At 44.6% G+C, this 26,313-nt stretch carries 27 protein-coding genes; 19 read left to right on the top strand and 8 right to left on the bottom strand.

Annotation, left to right across the window (positions count from 1 at the left end; all coding sequences use genetic code 11):
• Window positions 1-63: 63 nt before the first annotated feature.
• The gene (locus ACQCN2_RS05355) at window positions 64-1,542 is read right to left on the bottom strand and encodes a sigma-54 interaction domain-containing protein (protein WP_426927860.1); all 1,479 of its coding nucleotides are present in this window, start codon (window positions 1,540-1,542) and stop codon (window positions 64-66) included.
• 280 nt (window positions 1,543-1,822) lie between these two features.
• Between ACQCN2_RS05355 and ACQCN2_RS05350 the strand changes: the two genes are divergently transcribed.
• The 14 genes from ACQCN2_RS05350 to ACQCN2_RS05285 all read left to right on the top strand — a co-directional run bounded on the left by ACQCN2_RS05350 (window position 1,823) and on the right by ACQCN2_RS05285 (window position 16,116).
• Window positions 1,823-2,605: an SDR family NAD(P)-dependent oxidoreductase gene (locus tag ACQCN2_RS05350; RefSeq protein ID WP_426927859.1), complete on the top strand. Its 783-nt coding sequence runs from the start codon at window positions 1,823-1,825 to the stop codon at window positions 2,603-2,605.
• A 51-nt stretch (window positions 2,606-2,656) separates the two neighbouring features.
• Window positions 2,657-4,045, top strand: coding sequence for an aminomethyl-transferring glycine dehydrogenase subunit GcvPA (gcvPA, locus tag ACQCN2_RS05345; RefSeq protein ID WP_426927858.1), 1,389 nt, complete (start codon window positions 2,657-2,659; stop codon window positions 4,043-4,045).
• 28 nt (window positions 4,046-4,073) lie between these two features.
• Window positions 4,074-5,645 carry an aminomethyl-transferring glycine dehydrogenase subunit GcvPB gene (gcvPB, locus tag ACQCN2_RS05340; protein ID WP_426927857.1) on the top strand — a complete coding sequence of 524 codons (1,572 nt, stop codon included), beginning with the start codon at window positions 4,074-4,076 and terminating at the stop codon, window positions 5,643-5,645.
• A 22-nt stretch (window positions 5,646-5,667) separates the two neighbouring features.
• A complete protein-coding gene (locus ACQCN2_RS05335; protein ID WP_426927856.1) occupies window positions 5,668-6,477 on the top strand; it encodes an ABC transporter substrate-binding protein in 810 nt (269 codons plus the stop codon).
• Window positions 6,478-6,528: 51 nt separating this feature from the next.
• The gene (locus ACQCN2_RS05330; protein WP_426927855.1) at window positions 6,529-7,257 is read left to right on the top strand and encodes an amino acid ABC transporter permease; all 729 of its coding nucleotides are present in this window, start codon (window positions 6,529-6,531) and stop codon (window positions 7,255-7,257) included.
• On the top strand, window positions 7,254-7,976 hold the full coding sequence (locus ACQCN2_RS05325) for an amino acid ABC transporter ATP-binding protein (RefSeq protein ID WP_426927854.1): 723 nt from the start codon (window positions 7,254-7,256) through the stop codon (window positions 7,974-7,976). Before ACQCN2_RS05330 ends, ACQCN2_RS05325 begins: the two co-directional genes overlap by 4 nt.
• Before the next feature lie 145 nt (window positions 7,977-8,121).
• On the top strand, window positions 8,122-8,325 hold the full coding sequence (locus tag ACQCN2_RS05320) for a 2-keto-3-deoxygluconate permease (protein WP_426928178.1): 204 nt from the start codon (window positions 8,122-8,124) through the stop codon (window positions 8,323-8,325).
• Between the two features lie 43 nt (window positions 8,326-8,368).
• Window positions 8,369-10,018 carry a M20/M25/M40 family metallo-hydrolase gene (locus ACQCN2_RS05315; protein WP_426928177.1) on the top strand — a complete coding sequence of 550 codons (1,650 nt, stop codon included), beginning with the start codon at window positions 8,369-8,371 and terminating at the stop codon, window positions 10,016-10,018.
• Between the two features lie 392 nt (window positions 10,019-10,410).
• On the top strand, window positions 10,411-10,965 hold the full coding sequence (locus tag ACQCN2_RS05310; RefSeq protein WP_426928176.1) for a helix-turn-helix domain-containing protein: 555 nt from the start codon (window positions 10,411-10,413) through the stop codon (window positions 10,963-10,965).
• A gap of 95 nt (window positions 10,966-11,060) precedes the next feature.
• Window positions 11,061-11,399 carry a cupin domain-containing protein gene (locus ACQCN2_RS05305; protein WP_426927853.1) on the top strand — a complete coding sequence of 113 codons (339 nt, stop codon included), beginning with the start codon at window positions 11,061-11,063 and terminating at the stop codon, window positions 11,397-11,399.
• 71 nt (window positions 11,400-11,470) lie between these two features.
• Window positions 11,471-13,129 (top strand): peptide ABC transporter substrate-binding protein, encoded by a 1,659-nt coding sequence (locus ACQCN2_RS05300; RefSeq protein ID WP_426927852.1) that lies wholly within the window; start codon window positions 11,471-11,473, stop codon window positions 13,127-13,129.
• An 82-nt stretch (window positions 13,130-13,211) separates the two neighbouring features.
• Window positions 13,212-14,144: an ABC transporter permease gene (locus ACQCN2_RS05295; protein ID WP_426927851.1), complete on the top strand. Its 933-nt coding sequence runs from the start codon at window positions 13,212-13,214 to the stop codon at window positions 14,142-14,144.
• Window positions 14,145-14,146: 2 nt separating this feature from the next.
• Window positions 14,147-15,088: an ABC transporter permease gene (locus ACQCN2_RS05290; RefSeq protein WP_426927850.1), complete on the top strand. Its 942-nt coding sequence runs from the start codon at window positions 14,147-14,149 to the stop codon at window positions 15,086-15,088.
• Window positions 15,089-15,099: 11 nt separating this feature from the next.
• Window positions 15,100-16,116 (top strand): ABC transporter ATP-binding protein, encoded by a 1,017-nt coding sequence (locus ACQCN2_RS05285; RefSeq protein ID WP_426927849.1) that lies wholly within the window; start codon window positions 15,100-15,102, stop codon window positions 16,114-16,116.
• 189 nt (window positions 16,117-16,305) lie between these two features.
• Here the strand turns inward: ACQCN2_RS05285 and ACQCN2_RS05280 are convergent, their stop codons facing one another.
• Complete coding sequence (locus ACQCN2_RS05280) at window positions 16,306-16,629, bottom strand: DUF3899 domain-containing protein (RefSeq protein WP_426927848.1); 324 nt, start codon at window positions 16,627-16,629, stop codon at window positions 16,306-16,308.
• A gap of 127 nt (window positions 16,630-16,756) precedes the next feature.
• On the opposite strand from ACQCN2_RS05280, the gene ACQCN2_RS05275 reads away from it, so the two are divergent.
• The 4 genes from ACQCN2_RS05275 to ACQCN2_RS05260 all read left to right on the top strand — a co-directional run bounded on the left by ACQCN2_RS05275 (window position 16,757) and on the right by ACQCN2_RS05260 (window position 19,667).
• Window positions 16,757-17,206: a hypothetical protein gene (locus ACQCN2_RS05275; protein WP_426927847.1), complete on the top strand. Its 450-nt coding sequence runs from the start codon at window positions 16,757-16,759 to the stop codon at window positions 17,204-17,206.
• A 370-nt stretch (window positions 17,207-17,576) separates the two neighbouring features.
• The gene (locus ACQCN2_RS05270) at window positions 17,577-18,134 is read left to right on the top strand and encodes a sugar O-acetyltransferase (RefSeq protein WP_426927846.1); all 558 of its coding nucleotides are present in this window, start codon (window positions 17,577-17,579) and stop codon (window positions 18,132-18,134) included.
• 227 nt (window positions 18,135-18,361) lie between these two features.
• Window positions 18,362-18,949 carry a TetR/AcrR family transcriptional regulator gene (locus ACQCN2_RS05265; protein WP_426927845.1) on the top strand — a complete coding sequence of 196 codons (588 nt, stop codon included), beginning with the start codon at window positions 18,362-18,364 and terminating at the stop codon, window positions 18,947-18,949.
• Between the two features lie 94 nt (window positions 18,950-19,043).
• A complete protein-coding gene (locus ACQCN2_RS05260) occupies window positions 19,044-19,667 on the top strand; it encodes a DUF2306 domain-containing protein (RefSeq protein ID WP_426927844.1) in 624 nt (207 codons plus the stop codon).
• A 1,224-nt stretch (window positions 19,668-20,891) separates the two neighbouring features.
• Here the strand turns inward: ACQCN2_RS05260 and ACQCN2_RS05255 are convergent.
• The 4 genes from ACQCN2_RS05255 to ACQCN2_RS05240 form a co-directional block, all read right to left on the bottom strand.
• Window positions 20,892-21,536, bottom strand: coding sequence for a histidine phosphatase family protein (locus ACQCN2_RS05255; protein WP_426927843.1), 645 nt, complete (start codon window positions 21,534-21,536; stop codon window positions 20,892-20,894).
• Between the two features lie 116 nt (window positions 21,537-21,652).
• Complete coding sequence (locus ACQCN2_RS05250) at window positions 21,653-22,273, bottom strand: nitrite reductase (RefSeq protein ID WP_426927842.1); 621 nt, start codon at window positions 22,271-22,273, stop codon at window positions 21,653-21,655.
• Window positions 22,274-22,457: 184 nt separating this feature from the next.
• The gene (locus tag ACQCN2_RS05245; protein WP_426927841.1) at window positions 22,458-22,784 is read right to left on the bottom strand and encodes an ArsR/SmtB family transcription factor; all 327 of its coding nucleotides are present in this window, start codon (window positions 22,782-22,784) and stop codon (window positions 22,458-22,460) included.
• A 1-nt stretch (window position 22,785) separates the two neighbouring features.
• Window positions 22,786-23,211: an SRPBCC family protein gene (locus ACQCN2_RS05240; protein ID WP_426928175.1), complete on the bottom strand. Its 426-nt coding sequence runs from the start codon at window positions 23,209-23,211 to the stop codon at window positions 22,786-22,788.
• Between the two features lie 264 nt (window positions 23,212-23,475).
• On the opposite strand from ACQCN2_RS05240, the gene ACQCN2_RS05235 reads away from it, so the two are divergent.
• The gene (locus ACQCN2_RS05235; protein ID WP_426927840.1) at window positions 23,476-24,813 is read left to right on the top strand and encodes an amino acid permease; all 1,338 of its coding nucleotides are present in this window, start codon (window positions 23,476-23,478) and stop codon (window positions 24,811-24,813) included.
• 66 nt (window positions 24,814-24,879) lie between these two features.
• On the opposite strand, the gene ACQCN2_RS05230 is transcribed toward ACQCN2_RS05235, so the two are convergent.
• Complete coding sequence (locus ACQCN2_RS05230; RefSeq protein ID WP_426927839.1) at window positions 24,880-25,626, bottom strand: amino acid ABC transporter ATP-binding protein; 747 nt, start codon at window positions 25,624-25,626, stop codon at window positions 24,880-24,882.
• A 15-nt stretch (window positions 25,627-25,641) separates the two neighbouring features.
• On the bottom strand, window positions 25,642-26,301 hold the full coding sequence (locus ACQCN2_RS05225; RefSeq protein ID WP_426927838.1) for an amino acid ABC transporter permease: 660 nt from the start codon (window positions 26,299-26,301) through the stop codon (window positions 25,642-25,644).
• Window positions 26,302-26,313: the final 12 nt, after the last annotated feature.

Below are 26,313 nucleotides of genomic sequence, written 5' to 3'. Positions count from 1 at the left end.
CGGGGTTTTTCTTATGGATCCACTAAAAGGGGGCTTGACCAAAGAGAAGGGAGGTTTTTTCTGTCACCATGTAGGTCCCTTTATATTGTGCTCCTTCAGTTTTCTATACAAGGTGCGAATGCCTATACCGAGTTCTTTTGAGGCCTCCGCTTTGCCTTTTCCATCGTATCCGTGCTTGTTCAAAGCAGCTCGAATCGTTTCTGCTTGCACATCCGTCAATGATACTATCATCGCTTGATCATGATAAACTTTGTGCTTCAAAAAGCGATCTGGAAGGCTGTGCACAGAAATCTCATCTTTTGTCTCCATATGTAATGCGTATTCCACTACATTTTCAAGTTCACGTATGTTTCCCGGCCATGAGTACGCTTGCAGAGCGGCGATCGCTTCCAAGGAAAAACCAAAGATTTCTCTGCCAGCTTTCACTCTCCCTTTTTGTAAAAGAGCAAGGGCCAGTTCTTCGATATCACTTTTTCGCTCTCGCAAAGGGGGAACGGTTAACGGAATGACATGCAAACGATAGTAGAGATCCGCTCTAAATTTTTTCTGCGCAACCATCTCTTCAAGATCATGGTTGGTTGCTGCGATAATCCGCACATTGATAGGGTTTGATCTTGTTGCGCCTACTCTCTCAATGGTTGATTCCTGCAAGACTTGCAGCAGCTTTGGTTGCATCTGGAGAGGCATATCCCCAATCTCATCGAGAAAGAGAGTCCCACCTTCGGCACATTCAAATTTGCCAGGTTTACCCCCTTTTTTAGCACCAGTAAATGCCCCTTCATCATATCCAAACAGTTCACTCTCAAATAAGTTTTCAGGTATACTGGCACAATTTACAGAGACAAAAGGAAAAGTCGCCCGATTGCTTGTTTCGTGAATGGCTTTGGCTAGATGTCCTTTTCCAGTTCCGGTTTCTCCTGTAATCAGTACAGTTGAAGTGCTGTTTTTGATTCTATCGATTTTGTGTTTGATCTCGACGATTGCCTGACTCGTTCCTTTCATCGAATCATAGGAGGGGATCCGATCAGGGATGGTAACAGGTCTTGTTGTAAGATGGGAGGCATGCCTAGTATCTTCTAGCATTTGGTAAGAGTAATGACTCGAGGGGATTTGTCTCTTCTGTTTGACAATTGCGACAATGATTTCGGTCACTTCTTGAAGAATCAATTGATATTTATCCAATCGTTTCGAGAGTCGATTTTGCCCTTCTTTTGTAAAAGAGGTGAGCGCCACGACACCAATGGCGTGATTTTCCAGGTTGATACAGTTCAGTATCTCCATTTTCGCTGGGCAGTGAGTATTAAACCGGCAGCCCGAACAGGTATCCATATAGCCTGGTTTGTCTACGAGATATTGCCCATTTGTGAGCACTTCTTCAATGGAAGGGACGTGCACGCTTTGACCTTTATACTTTAAGTATCGATCAGTGCTTACCACCAGTTTTCCTTGTTGGTCAATCACTGCTGCGTCAACATCAAAAATATGAGAGACACTGGTGATAATCTTTTCAATGGATGGTTTGAATACCTCAAGTGAATGCATGTACAACCCTCTTTCTAAAGAAGTGTATGCAACAGCTTTCAGGTAATGAATAGACTAAATATTCTTTCTTTTTCAATTGTAAATGAATTTGACAGGTATGACAATTTGCTTGTCACGTCTTTTGACAATAAAAGTGACAATTATGACAAATCCAGAACTGTTTTACTCACCTCGACAATTGTGTGAATGAGAAAATACGCATTGTACGCCTAAATAAGAATGTTGGCACAATTGTTGCTTTTAAGTGAAGGCAAGAAGGATGAAGGAGGATATCATCACCATGCAAAGAGACAAAGATGTGTTTCAGTTACAAGGAAAAGTAGCAATTGTCACGGGCGCGGCCTCTGGGATTGGTCTCGCGACAGCGGAACGATTGGCGGAATTCGGGGTACAAATCATGCTCCTCGATATCAATGAAACACTCGGCGAGAAAGCAGCAGCCAAAATCGAAGCGGCAGGAGGTAAGGCAAATTTCTTCAGGTGCAATGTAAGCTCTCATAGCGATTGTGAGCGTGCAGTAGCTCAGACTGCCGAAACATTCGGCCACATTGACATTTTGTTTAACAATGCGGGGGTCATTCGTCGCCAAACGGTTGTGGAGTTGGAGGAACAGGATTGGGATTTGGTAATAGACGTCTCCCTGAAAGGAGCTTATCTCCTCTCCAAATACGTCATTCCTGTCATGGCGAGGGGAGGAGGGGGAAGTATAATCAACACAGGATCCGGCTGGGGGTTGAAAGGCGGAGACAAGGCAGCAGCCTACTGTGCGGCAAAAGCAGGTGTTGTCAATCTGACGCGTGCCATGGCAATTGACCATGGAAAGGAAAATATACGTGTCAACTGTGTCTCCCCGGGTGATACCGACACTCCGTTGCTTCGGGATGAAGCTCGTCAATTACAGCAAGAGGAAAGTTCCTTTTTACGAGCATCAGCAGCGGGACGTCCACTGGAGAGATTGGGAACTCCCCGCGATATTGCCAATGCGGTTCTGTTCCTGGCAAGCGATCTGTCGGCATGGGTTACGGGATCGGTACTGGTAGTGGATGGCGGAGGTTTAGCGTGAGTAGGATGAGATGCGCCACACCCTTATATGGAAATGGAGGAAGCTAGAAATATGAAAAAGAATCGTCAAGTTGCACATCCCTATATTCCCAACTCAGCACCACAAGTCCAGGAGGAAATGCTGCGAGAAATTGGCGTAGGAAGTATGGAAGATTTGTATGTGGATATCCCGGAGCAATTGCGTCTAAGGGAAGCAATGAATATTCCGCCTGCGCTGACGGAATATGAGCTGCAGCGCCACATGGAAAAAATAATGGATAAAAACACAACCTGCAAAGAGAACATCAGCTTTTTGGGAGCGGGCTGCTGGCAGCACTTCATCCCGGCTGTCGTCGATGAAATTAACTCGCGCTCGGAGTTCCTGACTGCCTATGCCGGCGAACCATACGAGGATCACGGTCGCTTCCAAGCACTGTTTGAATACCAGAGTTTGGTCGCTGAACTGGTTGACATGGATGTTGTCAATGTACCCACCTTCGACTGGGCACAGGCCGCATCAACTGCTTTGCGCATGGCCTCTCGCATTACGAAGCGCAAGGAACTGTTGTTGCCCAAAAATATCTCTCCAGACAAACTGTTAATCATAAAAAACTATACTTCTCCCGATCTCAAAGTCCTGTTGGTGAGTTACGAAGAGAGCACCGGCATGCTGGATCTGGATGATTTAAAGAGTAAGCTCAGTCTAAATACGGCTGCTGTCTATTTTGAAAATCCGACTTTTCTGGGGCCGATTGAGGCAAACGGACAGAAAATCGCCGATCTCGCCCACCAAGCTGGAGCGCTTTGTGTGGTCGGCGTTGACCCAAATTCATTAGGAGTTTTGGCTCCGCCTAGTCATTATGGAGCAGATATCGTTTGCGGTGACTTGCAGCCATTAGGCGTTCACATGCATTACGGCGGAGGCCAGTCTGGCTTTATCGCGACACATGACGATCCCACCTTTGTCATGGAATATCCGTCTCGCTTGTTTGGTATTGCACCAACGGAGGTGGAAGGCGAATACGGCTTTGGGGATGTGGCGTATGAACGAACTTCATTTGCCCAGCGTGAAAAAGGCAAGGAGTCTGTAGGTACGCAAACAGCACTATGGGGAATTACCGCAGGCGTGTATCTTGCCCTGATGGGACCACATGGGATGAAGGAAGTTGGACAGGGAATTATGCAGCGTTCGCAATATGCGGCCAATCAGCTTTCAGCCATTCCTGGTGTTACCTGCAAGTTTGCTTCTGCGTTTTATAAAGAATTTCTCGTTGATTTCAGTCAAACGGGTAAGTCAGTGAAAGAGATCAATCAAGCGCTGCTTGCAAAAGGAATTTTTGGCGGGGTAGATATTTCGCAAGCTTTCCCTAAATTGGGACAATGCGCTCTATACTGCGTGACGGAAGTACACAGCAAAGAGGATATCGATAGAGCAGTCCAAGCAATCCGGGAGATTGTCTAGAAACGATAGAGAAAGGAACGATGGCAGGATGAAACGCATTGCAAGAGACCATAAAGTGAGAAAATTCCATCAAGCCAAGTGGGATGAACCAGTTATTTTTGAACTGCATCAGCCAGGCGAAAAAGGGGTAGAGGTTCCCAAAGTAGAGGAAGAGATTGAAGCCGTTGTAGGAGATGGCCTATCAAAGATCCCTGCGGGCATGGAGCGCAAGCAGTTGCCGAACTTGCCTGAGATTGGCCAGATGAGGGTCCTGCGCCACTACCTCCGGATTTCTCAAGAAACACTTGGTGCTGATCTAAACGTGGAAATGGGGCAGGGAACATGCACGATGAAGTACTCGCCAAAAGTGAATGAAAAGTTTGCGGGTTCTCCCAAAATGACAGAATTACATCCTTTGCAAGACGATTCAACTACACAAGGGATGCTGGAGATTACCTACAAATTAGATTTGGCGATGCGAGAGATTTCAGGGATGGATAGCTTCTCTTTCCAACCTGGAAGCGGCACGCAGGCATTGTTTGCGATGGCATCGATTGTGCGGGCTTACCATGAGTCGAGAGGAGAAGGCCAGCAGCGTGATGAGATTATCACTACTATTTTTTCTCATCCTTCGCAGGCAGCGACAGCAGCAGTAAAGGGCTTTAAAATCATTACGCTCTATCCTGACAAAGATGGCTATCCCGATCTCGATGAACTGAAGCAAGTCGTGTCTGAACGGACAGCTGGATTTGTCGTCGCTAATCCGGAAGATACAGGCATTTACAATCCGCGGATCAAAGAATTTACCCAAGTGGTACATGAGGCAGGGGGAATCTGCTATTACGATCAGGCGAACGCGAATGGACTTCTCGGCATCACCCGTGCGAGAGACGCAGGCTTTGACATGTGCTTCTTTAATCTACACAAGACATTTTCGATTCCGCATGCGTGCGGAGGGCCTGCCACAGGCGCACTTGGAGTATTAAAAGAGCTGGAACCATTCTTGCCTGGCCCAATCGTCGATTTCGATGGAGAGCGCTACAAGTTTAAACAGGATTTGGTAGACAGCATCGGAAAAGTGAGAAGCTTCTACGGAGTTCCACCAGCGGTACTGCGTGCGTATGCGTGGATTCGCAGCTTGGGAGCAGAAGGTTTGGAAGAAGTGGCCAAGGTAGCTGTCTTGAACAACAACTACTTGTACCATAAAATCACGCAAATTCGTGGAGCGAGTGCCCCTTATATCCAAGGCAGACGATTGGAGCAGGTCCGTTACAGCTGGGAGCAACTGACGAAAGAAACAGGGATAACGACAGAAGATGTACAGCGCAGAATGTGCGATTTCGGCCTACACTATTGGACCAGTCATCATCCGTATGTGGTTCCGCAACCATTCACGCTGGAGCCCACAGAGTCATACTCCAAAGCGGAATTAGATGAATATATCAATGCGTTGGCGCAAATCTCCAAAGAAGCTTACGAACAGCCCGAGATCGTGAAAACAGCTCCGCATGCGAGCGTTGTGCACAGGATCGAGGAAGCTGTATTGGATGATCCCAAACAATGGGCTATCACCTGGAGAGCGTACCTCAAGAAGGCAAAAAGCGAATTCTCACATAAATAATTGGAAAAATAGGGGGCTAATCATGAAAAAGAAACTGGCAATGGTAGTGCTTGTGGGCACTCTAGTCCTAACCTTCCTGAGCGGTTGCGGTTCAAATGCTTCACAAACTTCCGCGCCAGCATCACAGCCTGCGGAAGAAAAAATGCAATTGGTAACAGACGGCAAGCTTACCTTTGCGATGAGCGGTTTGTTAAAGCCACTCAATTACAAAGACTCCGGTGGGAACCTGACGGGATTTGACGTCGAAATTGGAAATGAGATCTCCAAAAGAATTGGATTAGAGCCCAATCCTGTAACGAACCCGTGGGAAACGATCTTACAAGGTTTGAAAGGGAAGAAGTACGACGCTATTATTGGGAGCATGACTGCTACAGAAGAGCGCGCCAAGCAGGTAGACTTTACCGATCCTTACTATATTTCTGGTGGACAAATCTTTGTAGCTCAAACGAACGATACGTTGAAAACCAAGGATGATTTGAAGGATCGGACGATTGGCGTCGTTCAAGCAAGCACGTACAAGGAGATCGCTAAGAAATACACCGCCAAAATCAAAGGGTACCCCAGTGACGTTTACGCTTTGCAAGACCTTGTTCCCGGACGCGTAGACGCTGTTATTACAGATAAAATTGTCGGGGTATCCGCAATCAAAGAGCAGGGCTTGCAAATCAAGTCTGTAGGAGACGTACTTGAGAAAGAGAACATTGCGATCGCTGTAAATAAGGATAATCCTGTTCTCCTCAAAAAGATCAACGAAGCGATTAAAGCGATGGTCGAAGATGGGACTTATGAGAAAATCAGTGTGAAATGGTTTGGCACGAATCTGTTGAAGTAGGCAAAAGTGGTGTGCTGAAAACGGCACACCTTTTGGGAGGTGTTGAACGGCATGACATTTTTTCAGAGCATCTACTCCATTTTCCAAACACATGGACTTGCCTTTTTAGAAGCCACCTGGACAACGGTCACCTTAACCATTGTATCGTTGCTGATCGCTTCGGTCATTGGACTGATCTTCGCCTTTTTCAAGGTATCGGGCATCTTCATTCTGGAGAAGATTGCTGATTTCTACATCTTCTTGGTACGCGGACTCCCCTTGATCGTTCAGCTGATGTTTTTGTACTACGGAATTTCAAGTGTTTTGGTCTTAAGCGACTTTACCGCAGGCGCTCTTGCTTTGGGGATTCACTCCGGGGCCTATATCGCAGAAATATTCCGAGGAGCCATTCAATCGACAGATCGCGGACAGATGGAAGCAGCCCGTTCGTTGGGAATGCCCTATGCACTTGCCATGCGGCGCATTATACTTCCACAGGCATTCAAACGAGCTATTCCTCCGCTCGGCAACCAATTCATTATCGGATTGAAAGATTCGTCGCTTGTTGCCTACATCGCTGTTACAGAGCTGTTTAACAACGCCCTCTCTGTACAAGCGGAGAACTATATGCCGTTCGAGACGTATTTTGTTGTCGGCATGTACTATCTTGCACTCGTGTTTATCTTCACGGTTATTGTCAACAAGCTAGAGAAAAGGTTGGATGTCGGGAAGCAGAGTGAAGCGAAGACGGGCAAATCGAAAAGTAGAGACGAGAAATTGCGAGAGGGGACTATCGTATGATCAAAGTGCGAAATCTCGTGAAATCGTTTGGCGACGTGCAAGTTTTAAAAAACATTTCCTTAGAAATCAAGAAGTCGGAGGTAGTGGTGCTGATTGGAGCGAGTGGATCAGGGAAAAGCACGTTACTTAGATGCCTGAATTTTCTGGAAATGAATAGCAGTGGAGAGATTGAAATAAACGGACAGGTGATTGATACGCAAAAAACGGACCTGAACAAGGTACGGGAGCATATGGGAATGGTGTTTCAGCATTTTAATCTGTTTCCCCATATGACAGTCCTGGAGAACGTGATTGAGGCGCCTGTTCACGTGAAGAAAAAAAGCAAGCAAGAAGCAACAGACAAAGCGATGCAGCTTTTGAAGAAAGTAGGCTTGACCGATAAAGCGGATTATTATCCCGATCAATTATCAGGAGGGCAAAAACAACGAGTGGCGATTGCCAGAGCGCTGGCCATGGACCCGGACGTGATGCTGTTTGACGAACCTACTTCGGCGCTGGATCCAGAGCTAGTTGGCGAGGTACTTCAGACGATGAAGGATCTAGTGAAAGAGGGCATGACAATGATTGTTGTGACGCATGAGATGGGCTTTGCGCGGGAAGTGGCAGACCGCGTGATCATGTTGGCAGATGGGCACATGATTGAAGAAGGTCACCCGACGGTCTTCTTTACCCAACCGCAACATGAGCGGACACGCCGCTTTCTTCAACAAGTCTTGTAGACTAGTGATGGAGGTTACATGATGGAGCATCTGATTAATCGAGCGGTAAGACAAATGCAAGTGTCTGGTATCAGAAAAATAGCAAATATGGTGGCACAGTACCCTGATGTCATTAACCTCACGCTAGGGTAACGGAGTCGCGGGAATAGCAGTAGCAACCACAGCGGGCAGTGCCGCTGGTGTTTTAACGATAGTTTCTGCAGCCAATTCCGCTTGTGCGTCCGTTGCCGGTTCCGCCACAGTAATGGTTGCAGCCAGCGCCATCGTAACAGCTATCTTAGTTCCGTTTATAACGGCATGGTGGGCTAAGCGTGTCAATGTCCAACTGAATAAGACGGACAGTAAATAATCGCTCTAATGCTGAATTTTATAAAAAGGAGTGTGCCGTGAAAATGTTGTCATGCCGAAATGAAGTACTCCGATTCACCGATGAATTAGTAAAAGTTGAAAGCGTTGTCAATACCACCGGTGAAATTGATATCGCAAAGAGCTTGCATAATTTGCTCGCAACCTTTCCTTATTTTCAAAAAAATCCTTCTCATCTCATTATGCCGCGCACAGTGAATGATGAGTATGAACGGTACAACGTCTTGGCCTGCGTCAAAGGAACGAAGGAGCAAAGTGACAAAACCGTTATCTTAATGGGACATATTGACACGGTTGGCATTGAGGATTACAACCATTTAAAAGACAAGGCCTGTTTTCCTCGTGAACTGATGGAAGCACTGCAAGACGAACTGTTGCCGGAGCTGGTAAAGGAACAGCTGCATTCAGGTGAGTGGCACTTTGGACGCGGTGTTTTAGATATGAAAAGCGGCGTTGCTAGCCATGTTTATCTACTAAAATACTACTCTGAGCACCCGGAAGAACTTACAGGCAATCTCGTGTTATTGGCAGAGTGCGATGAGGAAGTCAGCTCACAAGGTGTCTTGTCTGCGCTTAAGGATTTGAAAAGATGGAGAGAGGAGCATCATTTTGATTATATTGCGCTCATTAATTCAGATTTTGTGGCTCCTCGCTATGAAGGTGACGAGAATCGTTATATTTACAAAGGAACAATCGGGAAACTGTTGCCCTCCTTCTTCATTACAGGGGCAGAAACCCATGTGGGCTCCAGCTTTGAAGGTTTGGATCCAAACTTTCTAGCAGCAGAGCTAACGAGACAAATAAGCTATAATCCTGATTTGTGCGATGAATCATTGGGAGAGATCCCTGCGCCTCCGGTTTCGTTAAAGCAAACGGATTTAAAACCGTCTTATACGGTGCAGACTGCTCTTGCTGCTTACGTCTACTATAATTTCTTTATTCAATCGTGGTCACCCAAGGACGTTCTTGTCATGCTGAAGGAGCAAGCAGAAATCGCCTTTACGAATGCCTTGAAAACCCTGCAGGAGCGTTATCGAAAATACTGTGAACGCATCGGCGAGCCTTCGCGGGAATTGCCGTGGAAAACGAGAGTGCTCATCTACGAGGACATGAAGAAACTACTTGTGGAAGAGAACGGCGAAGCATTTATACAGCATATGAAGGAGTTCAAAGCCAGGCTGCTTTTGGATAAAAGTCTCGATACACGTATGTTTGCAGCGCGGGTCGTGGAAGAGGAATGGAATTGGATGAAAGATAAGAGTCCAGCGATTATTCTGTTTTATTCATCACTCTATTCCCCGCGCATTGAGCTGACAGGTAAAAATGAACGTGAACAACATTTGTTGAATGCGCTGGAGCAAGCGGTGGAACAGGTGCAACCATACTATCAGCACCCCATCGTGACAAGAAATTTCTTTCCTTATATTTGTGACATGAGCTGCGTGGCATTAAGTGACGATGATGAGGGGATTCTTGCGGTTGCCGAAAACAATCCCGGATGGGGTACCAAGCACTTCGTTGATTATCAAGACATTCGAGACATCAATGTGCCAGCTATCAACATTGGGCCTTACGGGTATGACGCCCATAAGAAGTACGAGCGGATGGAATTGCAATACTCCACGGAAATTGTCCCGAATATTACAAATGAAGTGATTCGCAGATTGTTGGGATAGGAGAGGATCGTAACATGGTGACAGGAAAATACGCTGACAGCCTGCGCATTTGATGGATCTGAACTTAGAAGGAAAACCATCCTGATAATAGGAGCGGCTAAAGGAATTGGCAGGGGAATTGCGTTGGCGGCAGCCAGTCAATCGATATTATGCAAAAACTTGGAAGTGTTGATGGTATTGTCAATATTAGAAATTAAGTCCTTCATTCCAACTTTTCTAATCAAATATTGATGGAAGAAACATATTTATCAAATGATGAAAATGTGTGGTTATACTGAAGATAATTACAGTATTGGAAAAATAATCATTCACGAAATTATGGTATAAGAATAATGTGTTTTCATAAAGTAAAAATAAGAATATGCTATTAATTCTGACAAGAGGTGAGATTTCTGGATAGCATCTACGAAAAAATTCGAATTTTACGCACGCAGCAAAACATGACCTTAAAGGAGCTCAGCACTCTGTCGGGCTTGTCAATCAGCTTCCTGTCACAGGTGGAACGGGGAAACAGTTCGTTGGCAATCACATCGCTGCAAAAGATTGCTGAGGTGCTGAACGTTCCGATGACCACTTTTTTTGAGGAACAAAAAAACCAGCAGTATTTTGTACCGGAGAGCGAACGCAAGCAATTCCAAATTGAGGGATCGAACGCAATCTATGTGCGCTTGGGCGGGGATTTTGCAGGGAGGGCCTTGGAGCCGTTTCATGTGACGCTACCACCGAGACAGAAACATGATGTGGTATTTAACCATCCTGGCGAAGAGTTCTACTATTTACTGGAAGGGAAAGTGATCCTGAACGTTGACGGCCAGGAGTATCTTCTGTCCAAAGGGGACTCGATCCACTTTCCGTCCACGCTTGATCATACCTGGTACAATCCTACTGAGGAAACCGCACAGGTGATAAGTGTACTGACGCCAGTCATTTTTAAACAAAATAGCTAGGGTGACCATGTTTCATCCTTTTTTTAGAGATAATTAACTGAACTTTCTGTTAATTATACGTTGCCCAAAAAATACAAAAAGGGAGGAGTTTTGAAATGATCGTGATAAACGCCAACGAAGTGAAGCCGGACAACCGACCGGATGACGCTAAGCTCAAAACACTGTTTCCCAAGGAAATCATCGACGGAGGTAAGGTTATGTTCGGTACTGTGGTGATACCACCCAAGGTACGTGTTCCACTAAAGGGTGAAGGGGCTCACGAACAAGATGAGTATTCCTATATCATCCGCGGTTCGATTCAGACTGGCAGTGGGGGGAAGGAGTACACGATTTCGGCAGGAGAAGCGACGCTGATCCCTGCCGGAGAGGAGCATTGGGCGTATAACGCTGGGGACGAGGACTGTGAAATCGTCTGGATGCTAGTCGAACGCTGATAAGAGGCCTTTTCAAGAAGAGGACGCATGTCAGGATTGTTGGAAGTTATGAAAAAGAGGGAGGTATTGCAATGAAAAAAGTACTGAAAATCTTTGGTACGACCGCGCTGTTGGCCAGTTTAGTTCTAACAGGGTGCAGTCAGCAAGCGGCTACAAGCAAACCGGCCGACAACACGCAAGCGACAAAGGAAGCACCCAAAGCGGATGCCAATACAAAAGCATTTTTACGGGCAAACCTGAAAACGGAACCGGTTTCACTCGATCCGCCGAAAGCTTACGATCAGGTTGCGTTCGAGGTGCTTTACAACGTACTGGAGGGCATGGTTCGACTGGATGAAAACCACGTTCCGCAACCAGCGATGGCGGAAAAGTGGGAGATCAGCGACGGTGGCAAAAAATATACATTCAAGTTGCGGGACAGTAAATGGTCAAATGGTGATCCTGTAACCGCCCAAGACTTCGAATTCTCATGGAAGCGCATGGTAGACCCCAAAAATGGCTTCCCGGCTTCATTCCTTGCATTTGTGATAGACGGTGCAGAGAAGTTCAACAAGGGGGAAGGCACTGAAAACGATGTAAAGGTAAAAGCATTAGATGACAAAACCCTGGAAGTGACGCTGAAAGCACCAACCGGTTATTTCCTCAGTCTGGTGGCAACGCCGGTCTTCTATCCGGTTAATAAAAAGAACGTGGAAGCCAACCCGAACTGGTCAGCGGAAGCAGCAACCATTCCGTCTAACGGGCCATTTACCTTGAGTGAATGGACTCACGACCAATCTGTCAAAGCGGTGAAAAACCAAAACTACTGGGATAAGGATAAAGTGAAGCTGGCTGGCATTAACTGGGTGATGGTCAATGATGAAAACACGCAGTTCCAAATGTTCCGGTCTGGCGAGCTGGACAACATAGAGTCCGTTCCAAAAGATGTAAAAAGCAAGCTACTAGCATCGGGTGAAGCAAAAATTACGCCGGAAGCAGCAACCAGCTTTTACCGACTAAACACAGCGATGCCGCCGTTTAACAACAAAAGTGTGCGCAAAGCGTTTGCACTCGCTGTTAATCGTCAATTGATCATCGACAAGGTAACGCAGGGCAAACAGATCCCGGCGATGGGAATCGTACCGATTGGCTTCCCAGAACCAGGTGGAATGGATTTCCGTCAAGTGGGTGGCGGTTTCTTCAAGGACAATGACGTGGAACAAGCCAAGGCGCTCTTAGCCCAAGGAATGAAGGAAGAAGGCTGGAGCGCGTTGCCTGAAGTGACGCTTACCTACGACACGAACGATTTGAACAAGTCGGTCGCACAGGTGTTGCAAGAAATGTTCAAAAAAAATTTAGGAGTTGACGTGAAGCTAGAAAGTAAGGAGTGGAAAGTCTTCCTGGCAGAGCAGCGTGCGAGCAAGCATCAGGTTTCTCTCTCCACGTTCTACGCTGACTATGCTGATCCGCTTAACTTTATTGAGATTTTCCAGACGGGCCACCCGGGCAACCGCATCAACTACAGTAATAATGCGTTTGATCAATTGATCCAGAAGGCAAGTGTGGAGCCTGATGAAAAGAAACGTTTCAGCCTGATGCACGAAGCAGAGAAGATGTTCTTTGATGACATGCCTGTGCTTCCTCTCTACTACAGCACAAAGGTGTACATGGAACAGCCAAATGTAAAAGGCATTCTGCGTCATCCTGCGTTACTGATGGATTACAAATCGGTTGAGATAGCGCCTAAATAAAGCTTATAAAGGAAAGGGGAAATTCAATGCCCTTCCCTTTCCTATTCATCCCCCGACAGACCTGTGAAGAGGAGGGAAACTCGTGTCCCGTTATTTGTTAAAACGCTTTCTGATGGTACTCCTGACGCTTTGGATCATCGTGACGCTGACGTTTGCCCTGATGCACATAATTCCAGGCGATCCGTTTGCAGCTGAATCGGGAAAGCTTCCCAAGCAGGTACTGGAAAACCTGCGGGCCAAATACCATCTAAATGAGCCGTTGCCGGTTCAATATGTACTCTATTTGAAAAATCTTGTCTCCCTTGATTTGGGTATGTCGATTAAGTCGGACACGCGCAATGTCAACGACATGATTGCTGAAGGTGTTTCTGCTTCAGCTTTACTGGGGGCACAAGCACTCGTGATTTCAATTGTGCTGGGAATCTTCTTTGGTATCGTGGCAGCGCTCAATCGCAGTCGAGGATTGGATTATTTAATGATGGTACTGGCAATCGTCGGGATTTCTGTTCCGAGCTTTCTGATGTCACCGTTGCTCATTAATTATTTTGCGATGAAGTGGCCGATTTTTCCCGTCGCCACCTGGGGCACATGGAAGCATACGGTTCTTCCCTCACTTGCGCTGGCGTTTGGTCCGTTAGCCGTGATTACCCGCTATATGCGCACAAGCATGATTGATGTGTTGAATCAGAACTACATTAAGACTGCAGAGGCGAAGGGACTGCCCACTACGCTTGTTGTGATCCGGCATGGAATTCGAAATGCAATCTTGCCGGTGGTTACCTTTCTTGGTCCGTTGATGGCTGCCTTGATTACCGGTTCGTTCGTGGTCGAAAAGATTTTTGCCATCCCGGGAATCGGTAAATATTTTGTTGATGGTATTTTTAACCGTGATTATCCAGTCATTCTAGGCACGACCATTTTCTATAGCGCCGTGCTGATTCTTACTATTCTGATTATCGACATTGCCTACACGCTGATTGATCCACGTATCAAGCTGAACAACAAGGAGGGATGAGGATGAACGCGCAGACGAATACGGACGATCTTTTCCGTCCGCTAGTCAAGACGGAAAAGCAGGCGACAGTCGAGCGGCCCAGTCTCTCGTACTTTCAGGAAGTGATGCGAAAGTTTGCCAAAAACAAGCTGGCAATGGTCGGTCTGGTACTCATCCTGATGATTTTTGTCATGGCAATCATCGGCCCCTCCCTAACACCGTTCAGCTATGCCGATCAGAGTCTGCTGGATGCCAACATGACCGTTTCCGCCGAGCATTGGTTCGGGACAGATGATTTGGGGCGTGACATGTTTGCCCGAACATGGTCTGGTGCGCGGATTTCTTTGACCATCGGGGTTGTGGCGGCGCTGATCGATCTGGTGATCGGCGTTTCAGTTGGCGGCATCGCAGGTTATATGGCTGGACGCGGTAAACAGGGAGAGCGCATCGACAACGCAATCATGCGCGTCATTGAGGTGCTGCACGGACTACCATATTTGTTGGTGGTGATCCTGCTCATGGTGGTGATGGAGCCGGGGATTTCAACCATTATTACAGCCTTAACCGTGACGGGCTGGATAGGTATGGCCCGCCTGGTTCGCGGACAAATCCTGCAATTGCGGACGAATGAATACATCCTGGCAGCACACGTGCTAGGGGCTTCTTTTGGGCGCATTCTCTGGCGCCATCTGATCCCCAATACCATCGGAATCATTATTGTTAATTTAACTTTTACCATACCGGCGGCCATTTTCGCCGAGTCGTTCCTTAGCTTTTTAGGGCTTGGCGTGCAGGCGCCGATCGCGAGTTGGGGGACGATGACCAATGATGCACTGGGTGTCATTCTGACCGGAGACTGGTGGCGGCTGTTCTTTCCAGGCTTGATGATTTCGCTGACGATGTTTGCCTTTAACGTGTTTGGAGACGGCTTGCAGGATGCGCTGGACCCACGCATACGCGAATAGGGGGAGATGAGATGGAATACTTACTGGAAGTACGCAACCTGAAAGTTCATTTCAAGACCTATGGCGGCGAAGTGCAGGCGGTGCGCGGCGTTACCTTTCATGTAAATGCAGGGGAAACGGTAGCGGTCGTGGGAGAGAGTGGCTGTGGAAAAAGCGTAACCGCGCAGGCGATCATGGGGCTGATTCCCAGCCCGCACGGCCGTATTGTGGACGGCAGCATTCGCTTTCAAGACAAAGAAATTACGAAAATGGCTAAATCGGAACTATTGCAGCTTCGTGGCTCACAGATCGGGATGATTTTTCAGGATCCGATGACTGCGCTTAACCCGACGATGAAGATTGGCAAGCAGCTAACCGAAGGATTGGTTTATCATCACGGTGTGTCCCGAGAAGAAGCGCGAGCGAAAGCGATAGAGCTGTTGCGGCAGGTAGGTATTCCTGACGCAGAAAAACGGGTGGAACAATACCCGCATGAGTTTTCCGGCGGGATGCGGCAGCGGGTCGTAATCGCAATCGCGTTAGCCTGCAATCCAAAGCTGGTCATAGCCGACGAGCCAACTACTGCATTGGACGTGACGGTGCAGGCACAAATTCTCGATTTATTGAAAGAACTACAGGCCAAAACTAATCTGGCAATCATCATGATTACCCACGATCTCGGTGTGGTGGCAGAAATTGCTCATCGGGCTGTTGTGATGTACGCGGGCGTCGTGGTGGAATCGGGGCCAGTAAAGGAGATATTCGCCGAGCCGAAGCATCCGTACACGTGGGGACTGTTGCGCTCCATGCCACGAATGGACGGCGAATCGAAGGAACGGTTGATCCCGATCGACGGGACACCGCCCGATCTGTTTCACCCACCGCAAGGGTGTCCGTTTGCCGAAAGATGCAACTATGCTATGGAAATGTGCGCGAGGCAGATGCCCGAATCATCGCAGTTTGCGGATGGCCATCAGGCGGCGTGCTGGCTACATGATCCGCGCGCACCAAGAATTGAGGAACTGATCGCAAGCGGGAGGCAGAAATGATGGCGTAACAGTTGGTCGAGGTAAACGGATAAAAAAATTGAAGGAATGGTCTTTAAGATTGAACCGGGCATTTATATCTCGTAGGTCTGCGGGGTCCGGATTGAGGACAATGTATTGGGAACGCAAGAAGGTATCGAATTATGACCTCTCTAATAGAAGATCTGACAATCATATTAGCGTTTTTTTCATTCAGGCGAGGTAATAGCAAACGGTCAGTACGGCGGAAAGAAGCAACAGAAAGACACCGAGACCAAGCAACGTAAACAGCACTCTTTTTTGCAGAATGCTGTTTTTGTTTGCACATAAAACCAACTTCCTTGCGTAAAAGTCGCTCTCCAACACTCGTGCCTGGCGTAAAAGTAAGCTCTTCATTTTGCTGAAACCTTGAAGAAAGACACTCAAAAAGCCGGAGCACAGGACGATGAGGATACCTCCCATTATGAGTAGCATCAGGCCGACGAGAAACAGGCGGTTGATTAATAAGAGCAGGTTTTCCGGTGTCACTGACGGCATAGTTCGTTCTCCTCCTCGTTCTTTCCTTGATCATAGCATAACAGTTGAACATAGGGTGGAAGTTTCATTATTCCTGAGAAAATAGAGGTTCGTTGGCAAAATTCCTACTCAGAAGGGAGAGAAAAAAATGACAGGCAACCAGCAACAAGCGGAAACAAAAAGGATTATTAACGAGATAACCGCTGCCTTCTACCAGTCTTTCACAAACAAAGAAGGGGCAAAACCGAATGTGAGAGAGATTTATCAACAATTTGTTCCTGTTGGTTTAATCATTAAAAATACGGGGTCAGCTCCTGAAATCTACAACCTCCAGCAATTCGTTGAACCTCGAGAAAAACTGTTGACGGATGGTTTGTTGGTTGACTTCGAGGAAGAGGAACTAGCTGAACGAACCGAGATATTCGGCAATATTGCTCACCGGCTCAGTCTTTATCGAAAAGCGGGGGTATTATCAGGTGAAACGTTCGAAACAAAAGGAATGAAAACCATGCAATTCATTAAAACGCCGGATGGATGGAAACTAAGTTCAGTGGCTTGGGATGATGAACGAGATGGCTTGAAGATTCTAGAAAAGTAGAGTTAATTCCTTTTATTGTCTTGTTTCTTGGAGTTTTATTTAATAAGTATAAAATCAGCGATCGGGAATTTGTAGGTTCTATATTATTAAGTTGTATACTAATTATTTATAACTTTTTTGTTCCACACGTGGACTTCATTGGAAAAGTTTCCGCCACTCTTGTCTACTTGTTACTTAGATTTTCAAAGCTAAGGTTTTAAGCGATATTTAACTTTTCAATAGCATTGCTGCGTTAAAGGGCAGAATAGTTCCAATATAAATAATTCGATTACGTTACATGCATTGAATCCCCTTAGGTAAAGAGAAGAACACATTCGAATCGTCGTATATTATATACTTAGATAAAATCTAGAACCCAAGGAGAATACATATGAACGGAAATAAGAAAGAAAAGTTATTCTACGAACGCGGAACGGAAGAACTACGGAAGAAAAGCCTGCGTGCACAAAAGCTTGTGATGGCCTTCAATAGCTCTAATCCCGAGGATACGGAAGAGAAAGAACGAATCATTAAAGAACTGTTCGGTAGCGTTGGTGAAGGGGTAGGTATTGAACACAATTTCCATTGCGATTTAGGTTATAACATACATGTTGGCCGCAACTTCTATGCTGGCTATAATTGTACCATTTTGGATATGGCGGAAGTACGTATTGGCGACGAATGTATGATCGCACCAAATGTAGGGATCTACACGGCTGGTCATTCTATTGAACCTAAGAACCGAAATAAGACTGGCTATGGTGCTCCCATTAAGATTGGAAACAATGTCTGGATTGGAGGGCACTCCGCCATTCTGCCCGGCGTTTCAATCGAAGACAATTCAATTGTGGCGGCCGGTTCGGTAGTGACGAAAGATGTGCCAGCAAATACGATTGTCGCAGGGAATCCAGCTAAAGTGTTGAAGTCCATCCAAGAGAAACAATATTGATGCTTAGAAGCATGTATTGTACTAACGGAATCGATAGTTGAACAAAGCGAGGTTAATGAAAGGGCAATCCCGCAAAGGATTGCCCTAAAACTTGCCGTAACAGACATCGCGGAGAACCATATCATTAGTAACGGCAAGTTAATAAAATCAGCGCAACTCTTTGACGTGGCTATACTGCCTATGTTATAGTTTATTAAACACCGTTCAATTGAAGTGGGGTAATTTACTTGGCACCTAGAAAAGCCGTTGAGCATGAACTAAGCAGAAAAAGAATTCTTGAAGTAGCTAGGGAGCAGTTTGTGCAGCATGGGTATCGCAATGTATCCATGCGTGGGATTGCGAAGGAGCTGGGTTATTCGCCTGGATCTCTTTATTATCATTTTCGCGAGAAGGCGGATTTGTTTAGTGAGTTGAAAGCCGAGGATTTTCTTCAACTGGATGGACTGCTCGAAGAAGCGCTAAGAACATCGCCCAATCCAGGACGCGATCGGCTTGAGTTGATTTTTTTATCTTTTATCCGGTTCGGTCTGGAGAACAAACGGTCATTCGAACTGATGTTTTTGATTCAGGAACCGGGACTGGAATGCTACACGACGCAATCGGAGATGAACAGCTATGAGAAATTTTTCAGCGCAGTGAAAGAATCGCTACAAGTGATCAACACAGAACGGGCAAATGACGTCGAATTGATCTGGGTGCTGTTTCTGTCTCTTCATGGTTTTGTGAACTTTTATATTCACAGTACACAATCATATGAAGACATTGCCAAATTGGCCAATTTACATGTCCAATTATTGTTGCGGGGATTGACGTAATTTTTTTGTCTTTTAATTGAACGGTGATTAATTAATAGTAAATAATAAGAAACCATAATTGGAAATTTATTAACAGAGGAGAGTGGGACTTGAAATGGCAAAAAAGATCATTCGAGCACTCATTTTTATATTTGCATTTTCTATTGCGGGGTATGTGATTGTTCAGTATGGGGTACTTCGTGCCAGTGATGCGGGACTCGTCGCTTTCAAACTGCAAACACCAGATTTTCAACTAAAACCATGGGTCTATGTGCTGTATGTACATATTGTGACGGCCATGTTGGCCTTGATCATTGGACCGTTTCAGATTTTCCTGAAGCCGTCGAAGGAAAGAAAACGTCAGCACAGACTACTGGGATATGGGTATATTATCTCTATTACAGTAAGTGGGATCGTGAGTCTGTATTTATCTCTTTTTGCAACAGGTGGTTGGATAGCTGAACTTGGTTTCATTGCATTAGATATTTTGTGGGTAGTAGCCACCTTCACTGCTTTGGGTAAAATTATGATCAAAGACTTACGGTCTCACAAAGCATGGATGCTTCGCAGCTACGCGCTTACTTTTGCCGCTGTAACTCTTAGAATCTGGCTGGCGCCGCTGGTCCTGCTATTTGGAAATTTCGAGGTTGGATACAGGGTTGTAGCTTGGTTGTGTTGGGTTCCTAATCTGTTGGTCATAGAGGCGGTAATCCGAATGAAAGCTTTATCGCATGAATAGGCCACCCGTGAAGGATGACCTTTTTCAGAACTTACCGTCACAGACAGCGTGGCGAACCTTATCACAAGTTAAAGCTGTTTTTTAACTAACAGTAATTATGATACAAAAAGGTTAAGCACATGTTTGAAATCAAATACGATAAAGTTTGGTCTTGAATCAACAACGGTGGAATTTTTCAATTTTCCACGACTATTCTCAAACTAAAAAAGTGATCCTACATGGGACCACTTTTTTATGTTAGAACCTTCAATTTTTGTTGCTCAAGAAGTCTTGCTAGGTTATCTAAAGTTCGTTGATGATTTCGTTTGGGTGGAGGAGTGAGGTGAATTTTTAGTGAGTTGTTATTTACTTGATTCATATTCAGAACCTCCAATTTATTGATTTGGTATTTTTTTACATTTGTCCTGACTTTATCATACAACGAAATATTTTTAATGTAAATATATTTTTAACATATGTTTTTAATTAAATTAAAAATACCTGTCGATAGCTTATTTACTACTGACAGGTAGAAACTTTCTTTACTTAAGGTTTAGATGGATAACGCCTGGATTGCCTTCCATTTTTGATTAAAATCCACATGGATGTAGATAGAGGTGGTCGATAAGCTTTCATGACCTAATCATTCTTGAAGTGTGCGAATATCCACTTTGTCATCTTGCTGCTGCAGTAATAATAAACGCCATATCGTTGAGTTTTGTATCCGCTGCTTTATTGATATTCTTTTTGATATTCATGTGAAAGTCCTGTAAAAAATCAATTATGAGGACGTATTCACAGCTTATAAACCATCTCAGGGAGTTATTAGAACGGCCCAAAAGTTATTCGGACGGGTCCGGAAATAATCAAAAACTCCTAAGAATATCGGCTCCTGATACCGATTATTATGAGAAGCATGACCCTCGACTTATTGGTACGGTTGGTTTAAATTTTTGTTTACATAATATATATTATCGGACTCAATAATTACAATAACGATTATCCAAGATGTATTTTTCACTGGGTCAGATTTGTTATGGACACAAACATATTAGTACTATGAAGTGTATCATTCTCATCCTTTTTCTCGAAAATATCTAAGTTCCTTAACATCATGTTTGTGTCATTAAAAACGAGACAAACATGATGTTTTATCAGCATTAAAAATAAAAAAGGTAATGCTTCAAACCTAAACATAATGATCAATAATTTTAAATACATTGATGAAAGTTTTTCTAAGTACATTTAATCGGTCATTCTCATGAACTCATCCAGATTTATTCTTCTTACGATTTCATACCCATTTCCCTGTCCCTTTGGTTTTATAAGAACCGTACCCATACTCGGAATCTCACCAAGCACTGTACCGCTAGGAAATCCGTGTCCAATGATGATTTGATTAGAACCCGCAGGAGGAGCTATTTCCATCATCTTAGTAAATTTATCAACGATATTTTGTTTTTCTTTAGACGCTATATCTGCTCTGCCTACTTTTAAAATGTCTGCCAAAAAAGGAACTATCTTGACGTTCTGATTACCAAAAGCGATTCCAGCCGTTTCTCGCGTCCGACAATAAGGACTTGCCAATACAGGATAGTGAATCGGTATCTTAAGCTTATTAAAAATCTGTCCGATTGCTTTGGCCAGTTTTTTACCTTCCTCACTCAAATTTCTTTGGGTTTCGCAGTCATTAAAGTCCACAATTGTCCGATCTTGCCCTATCGTCGCATCACCATGTCTCATGTAAAGGATATAACCGCCATTACGAAGCTCATGAATTATTGACAGATTCCCTTCTTTAAGCTTCTCCGCAGCTGCAGTAGGAAGTCCGGACGATAACAAAAACGTTATGAAAAAGAGGTATAAAAGCAATCTTTTTCTTAGAAGCATGATATAGTCGGATTCCTTTCATAGTTGTTTTTGCAATCATGCTATATCATTCGTCAAATTTGTTATTTTATTCTGGACCAAGTTTTCAAATAAACAAATACGAACAATGTTCCGAATTAAAGGGTAATCGCTGTTCTAAGCATTTCCATACCGTAACGATTGATGAACTTGTTAAATTTCTCTCTTTTCTTGCCTTCTTTTTGATAGAGTTCAATCACTTTTAATACCTTATGGATGATTTCGTTTCTATCCACTTGATCGATCAACAATTGACCAATAGTTACATCAAGTGTTTTGGATTGACCGCCTAGATAGATTTCAAACAGATCTCCACGTTTTACGATGCCAATATCCTTGACCATTGGCTCACCGCAAGCATTGGGACAGCCGGTATACCCTACTCTCAGCGTAAATGGCACTTCAATTCCCGCGATAGCGGTATTAATTTGTCTTGCCACGTCCAATCCTTCTATTTCTGCTCCTTTGCAAAAGGCACAGACAGATAAATTCTTAACAACAGACCCTGTATGATACACACATAGACCAGATTCTTGAATTTTTTTCATGGCAACCGGTACTTCTTCCTCGTTCATTTTTACGATGAGTTGCTGTAGATTTGTGAGTTCAATCGTACCTTCACTTCCCACAAGCTCACCGATCATGATGAGATCTTTTGCTGTGAACATGGGTCCCCCAACATTAATTTCTGGTGATATTGCAAAAGATGCTCGCTTCATCCTCTCCACACTCCCGTTATTCAATTTAAATAAGGATCATAGAAATATACCCTACCACTGTATTGTATTTACTTCCGTTCTGTTACATTCCTCCAGGAAAAAATGAACCTATATTTAAGCACCACTAGCGTTACCCAAATAAAAAACCGAGAGAGCGAATCCGCCCTTCTCGGTTATCAAACAACTATTTGTTATCAGCCTCTACAAATTCTTTTAAAGCAGACAGTTTTTCATCCCAGTATCGTTCAAAAAAAGAAAGCCATTGCTTCAGTTCAACGAGGGGTTCTGGTTGAAGTTTGTACCGAGTCTCCCGTCCGACCTTCTGACTGTAGACTAGACCAGCATCGAAAAGCACATGTAGATGCTTGTTTACAGCAGTACGGGATATCGGGAAACATTCCGTAATCGCAGCAATCGGCATTTCCTTTTCAGCAAGCAATTTTAATAGCTTCCTGCGAGTAGGATCAGCGATTGCCTGAAAAACATCATGCTTGGACTGAGATGTAACCAATTTAAGCCTCGATAATTGCTGGAAGCTTCTCTTTGACAATTTTCTCCCATCCGCCGTCCATAATGCCGCGAATGATCGAGTGAGGTTGTCCAAACTCTGTGACTTTTTCTGGATCCCAACCGGAATGAATCAGCGTGAACTCTGTTTTTCCATCTTCTAACTTTTTCAATTCAAATACAAGATGCCAATCCTTCCCCCAATCAAAACCAACTTGGTTTGGAGGATCAAGTTCCGTTACTTTGCAAGGCGAATCTCCGAATTGACCTGTATGAAGTATAAAATCGTGCCCCAGTTTAGCTTCAAAAGTATTTGGCATCCACCATGAAGCAATTCCTTCTGATGTTGCGACTGCTTTCCAAACTCTTTCAATCGGAGCATTGAGTACAACCGTTTTACGGATTTCTGGTAATGTTCCATGTGTTTGCATATTTAAGCCTCCAGAAAAAAATAGTACACCAAAAGGTGACACAACAAATTATAACACCCTTTGGTGTTATATCAAATGTTAATTCTTACTTCATTTATTCCCTTATGACTTGGTGATAATGTATGAGTTTGAAAAGGAGGTTCATATTCAAGATATCGTTTGATTTTAATGAATTATCCCTATATTTAAACATTTTTAAGTACACTTACTTTTTTGCACTAATGCTGTTATGCTTTTAGGTAGCAAAGTAAAGGGGAATAAAAAATGTCGAAACAGCAATTGAAAACAGGTTTGCTACCACGCCATATTCAAATGATGGCAATTGGCGGCATGATTGGAACAGGGATTTTTAAAGGAAGCTCAGAGACAATTTCTCTTGCGGGCCCGGGGGTTGTTTTCGCTTACTTGTTGGGTGGGCTTTTGCTGTTCATGGTGATGAATGCGCTGGCCGAGATGGCATCTGTTTACCCATCGCTTGATATCCGCAAGCTGATTCAAAAGGCTTTTGGCCCTAAGGTTTCTTTTATTCTCGGTTGGATGTATTGGGTCAATTGGGTGTTGGTAATGGCTGTTGAAATTGTTGCTGCGGGTGCCTTTTTGCAATTCTGGTTCTCCTCCACACCATTGTGGATCCTCAGCCTTTTGGTTGGTATCGGTTTGATTTTGATCAATGTAACCAACGTGAAAAACTACGGAGAAATGGAATTTTGGCTTGCGGGAATTAAAGTACTTAGCCTGATTGTGTTTATCCTGTTAGGCGGATATCTTTTGTTCGAACCTTCATCAGGAACAGCTTCATCTTTTGTTAATTTCACGGCGCATGGCGGATTTTTGCCGCACGGCTGGGGCGGTGTCTTCACATCTCTTCTGGTTGTGCTCTTCTCCTATGGAGGGGCAGAAATGATCGGGATTACCATCGCGGAAACAAAAGATGCCACACGAGTTCTACCCAAAGTGATCAGAAGCGTGATATGGAGAGTTGCGCTGTTTTACATTCTTCCGATCCTCATTATCTGTGGTTTAGTTCCGTGGGACGAGTTGGGTCACACGAACAGCCCTTTTATTCAGGTTCTTACTTCTTTCGGTCTAGCCAACGCTGCTCATGTCATGAACTTCATCATGCTAACTGCGGTCGTTTCGGCAGCGAATTCAGGTATGTACGTCACGACCCGTCTGCTCTATTCACTTGGAACTGATGGTCAAGCGCCTAAGGCTTTTACCAGACTAACGAATCAAGGAGTCCCGATCTTTGGTTTATTCATAAGTTGCATCTGCTTATTTATTGGAGCGCTGGCAGCATACCTTACTCCAGCCAATGTTTTTCAATACCTCATGGGCATCCCGGGGTTTGTATCTCTTCTCTTGTGGATCACTATCTGTTTGGCTCAATTGAAGTTTCGCAAAACCCATAATCAGCTGCCTCCGTTCCAAGTACGACTGTATCCTTATAGCATTTATGTGACACTTGCCATTCTGTTTACGATTCTGGTGATCATTCTTACGGATCCTAACAACATGATGAGTTCGGTCGTTTGTCTTGGTGTCTTAGCGATTCTTGTTCTACTAGCAAGGTCTAGAAAGGACAACAATATTGCCGGGTAGTCCGAAAAAAACAAATCAGCCCCTTCACACGATGGAAGGGGCTTTCTCTATGAGCTTGTGCCTCAATTATTTGAGACTGTTTCTTAAAAATGACTTGGTTCGATCGAATTGAGGCTTTGTAAAAAGTTCTTCAGGTGTACCTGATTCTAGTATCTCGCCGTTGTCCATAAACATGATTTTGTTGGCTACCTCTTTGGCGAAGCCCATCTCGTGGGTAACAACCATCATGGTCATATGTTCTTCAGCAAGCTGCTTGATCACTTGCAACACTTCTCCTGTTAACTCCGGATCGAGCGCTGAAGTTGGTTCATCAAAAAGAAGGATATCAGGGTTCATCATTAAGGCTCTTGCAATGGCAACCCGTTGCTTTTGACCACCCGATAGCTTGGCTGGGTAAACGGATGCTTTATCTGATAAACCTACCTTCTCCAACAGTTGAAGACTCCTACTACTAATCTCCTCTGTCTTTTCTCCTTTTACTACTCTTGGAGCCAGCTCAAGATTTTCTTTTACAGTTAAATGCGGAAAAAGATTAAAGTGCTGAAAAACCATTCCCATATTGGAAGTAATCCGCTTAATTTCATTACCGCTTGGATACACACCGTCTTTTACCAGGTAATCGTCTTTGATGCGTATGCTTCCCCCGTCGATTTGTTCGAGGTTGACTAAACTTCTGAGCATGGTACTCTTACCCGAACCTGATGGACCAATTACAGCAACAACATCGTTTTTATTCACTTCAAACGCAATATGATCCAGTACGTTTAAATTACCAAAAGACTTTTTCAGATTAGAAACCGTAATCATTGCCATTGTACGCCATTCCCTTTATTCAAATTTATATCGTCTTTCAAGCCATTTAAAAAACGCGGTTAAGATGAGCGTCATCAATAAGTAAATCGCACCCGCAACGAAAAATGGAACGATCGTAAAGTCGCGATTCACGGCTGTCTCCGCATAGTGCAATAACTCTGGGACGGCAACCGCATATAAAAGCGCAGTATCCTTCACAAGCGTAACCGCTTCATTCGAAACAGCAGGAAGCGCGATTCGAAACATCTGCGGTACGATAATTTTGGTCGTCGTTTGCCATTTATTAAAGCCTAGCACTTGTGCGGCCTCATATTGTCCCTTGTCAATTGCCAGGAGTCCTCCCCTAAAAATCTCTGCAAAATAAGCAGCATAGTTCAGGATAAACCCTAGACAAGCGGCAACAAAACGATCAAGAACAAGGTGTTCCCCGATGACCGGTATCATTGGAAGACCAAAACAAATCACTAACAGCTGCAATAAGAGCGGAGTTCCCCGCATCACGTAAATATAAGCATTCGCAATCGCTGCGAGCCATTTATTTTTACGTTTGACGATTAATGTGACAGCAAACCCCAAAGGAATCGAGACGACGATCGCAATGAAAAATAATAAAACCGTCATCTGTGCCCCTTCTAGCATAGGTTTAAGAATAGTTATTAGATAGTCAGCGTTCATATACATACTCCC

The sequence above is a fragment of the Brevibacillus ginsengisoli genome, assembly GCF_050113715.1.
In the GTDB taxonomy this organism is placed as follows: Bacteria; Bacillota; Bacilli; order Brevibacillales; family Brevibacillaceae; genus Brevibacillus_H; species Brevibacillus_H ginsengisoli.
The sequence above is the reverse complement of the archived record's forward strand: the minus strand, read 5'-3'. Positions and strand labels throughout refer to the sequence as shown.

Excerpts from the sequence above, each read along its gene's own strand:
- ACQCN2_RS05355 (WP_426927860.1), bottom strand. The coding sequence starts at position 1,542 with ATGCATTCACTTGAGGTATTCAAACCATCCATTGAAAAGATTATCACC.
- ACQCN2_RS05350 (WP_426927859.1), top strand. The coding sequence starts at position 1,823 with ATGCAAAGAGACAAAGATGTGTTTCAGTTACAAGGAAAAGTAGCAATT.
- gcvPA (WP_426927858.1), top strand. The coding sequence starts at position 2,657 with ATGAAAAAGAATCGTCAAGTTGCACATCCCTATATTCCCAACTCAGCA.
- gcvPB (WP_426927857.1), top strand. The coding sequence starts at position 4,074 with ATGAAACGCATTGCAAGAGACCATAAAGTGAGAAAATTCCATCAAGCC.
- ACQCN2_RS05335 (WP_426927856.1), top strand. The coding sequence starts at position 5,668 with ATGAAAAAGAAACTGGCAATGGTAGTGCTTGTGGGCACTCTAGTCCTA.
- ACQCN2_RS05330 (WP_426927855.1), top strand. The coding sequence starts at position 6,529 with ATGACATTTTTTCAGAGCATCTACTCCATTTTCCAAACACATGGACTT.
- ACQCN2_RS05325 (WP_426927854.1), top strand. The coding sequence starts at position 7,254 with ATGATCAAAGTGCGAAATCTCGTGAAATCGTTTGGCGACGTGCAAGTT.
- ACQCN2_RS05315 (WP_426928177.1), top strand. The coding sequence starts at position 8,369 with ATGTTGTCATGCCGAAATGAAGTACTCCGATTCACCGATGAATTAGTA.
- ACQCN2_RS05305 (WP_426927853.1), top strand. The coding sequence starts at position 11,061 with ATGATCGTGATAAACGCCAACGAAGTGAAGCCGGACAACCGACCGGAT.
- ACQCN2_RS05300 (WP_426927852.1), top strand. The coding sequence starts at position 11,471 with ATGAAAAAAGTACTGAAAATCTTTGGTACGACCGCGCTGTTGGCCAGT.
- ACQCN2_RS05290 (WP_426927850.1), top strand. The coding sequence starts at position 14,147 with ATGAACGCGCAGACGAATACGGACGATCTTTTCCGTCCGCTAGTCAAG.
- ACQCN2_RS05285 (WP_426927849.1), top strand. The coding sequence starts at position 15,100 with ATGGAATACTTACTGGAAGTACGCAACCTGAAAGTTCATTTCAAGACC.
- ACQCN2_RS05280 (WP_426927848.1), bottom strand. The coding sequence starts at position 16,629 with ATGCCGTCAGTGACACCGGAAAACCTGCTCTTATTAATCAACCGCCTG.
- ACQCN2_RS05275 (WP_426927847.1), top strand. The coding sequence starts at position 16,757 with ATGACAGGCAACCAGCAACAAGCGGAAACAAAAAGGATTATTAACGAG.
- ACQCN2_RS05270 (WP_426927846.1), top strand. The coding sequence starts at position 17,577 with ATGAACGGAAATAAGAAAGAAAAGTTATTCTACGAACGCGGAACGGAA.
- ACQCN2_RS05260 (WP_426927844.1), top strand. The coding sequence starts at position 19,044 with ATGGCAAAAAAGATCATTCGAGCACTCATTTTTATATTTGCATTTTCT.
- ACQCN2_RS05255 (WP_426927843.1), bottom strand. The coding sequence starts at position 21,536 with ATGCTTCTAAGAAAAAGATTGCTTTTATACCTCTTTTTCATAACGTTT.
- ACQCN2_RS05250 (WP_426927842.1), bottom strand. The coding sequence starts at position 22,273 with ATGAAGCGAGCATCTTTTGCAATATCACCAGAAATTAATGTTGGGGGA.
- ACQCN2_RS05240 (WP_426928175.1), bottom strand. The coding sequence starts at position 23,211 with ATGCAAACACATGGAACATTACCAGAAATCCGTAAAACGGTTGTACTC.
- ACQCN2_RS05235 (WP_426927840.1), top strand. The coding sequence starts at position 23,476 with ATGTCGAAACAGCAATTGAAAACAGGTTTGCTACCACGCCATATTCAA.
- ACQCN2_RS05230 (WP_426927839.1), bottom strand. The coding sequence starts at position 25,626 with ATGGCAATGATTACGGTTTCTAATCTGAAAAAGTCTTTTGGTAATTTA.
- ACQCN2_RS05225 (WP_426927838.1), bottom strand. The coding sequence starts at position 26,301 with ATGAACGCTGACTATCTAATAACTATTCTTAAACCTATGCTAGAAGGG.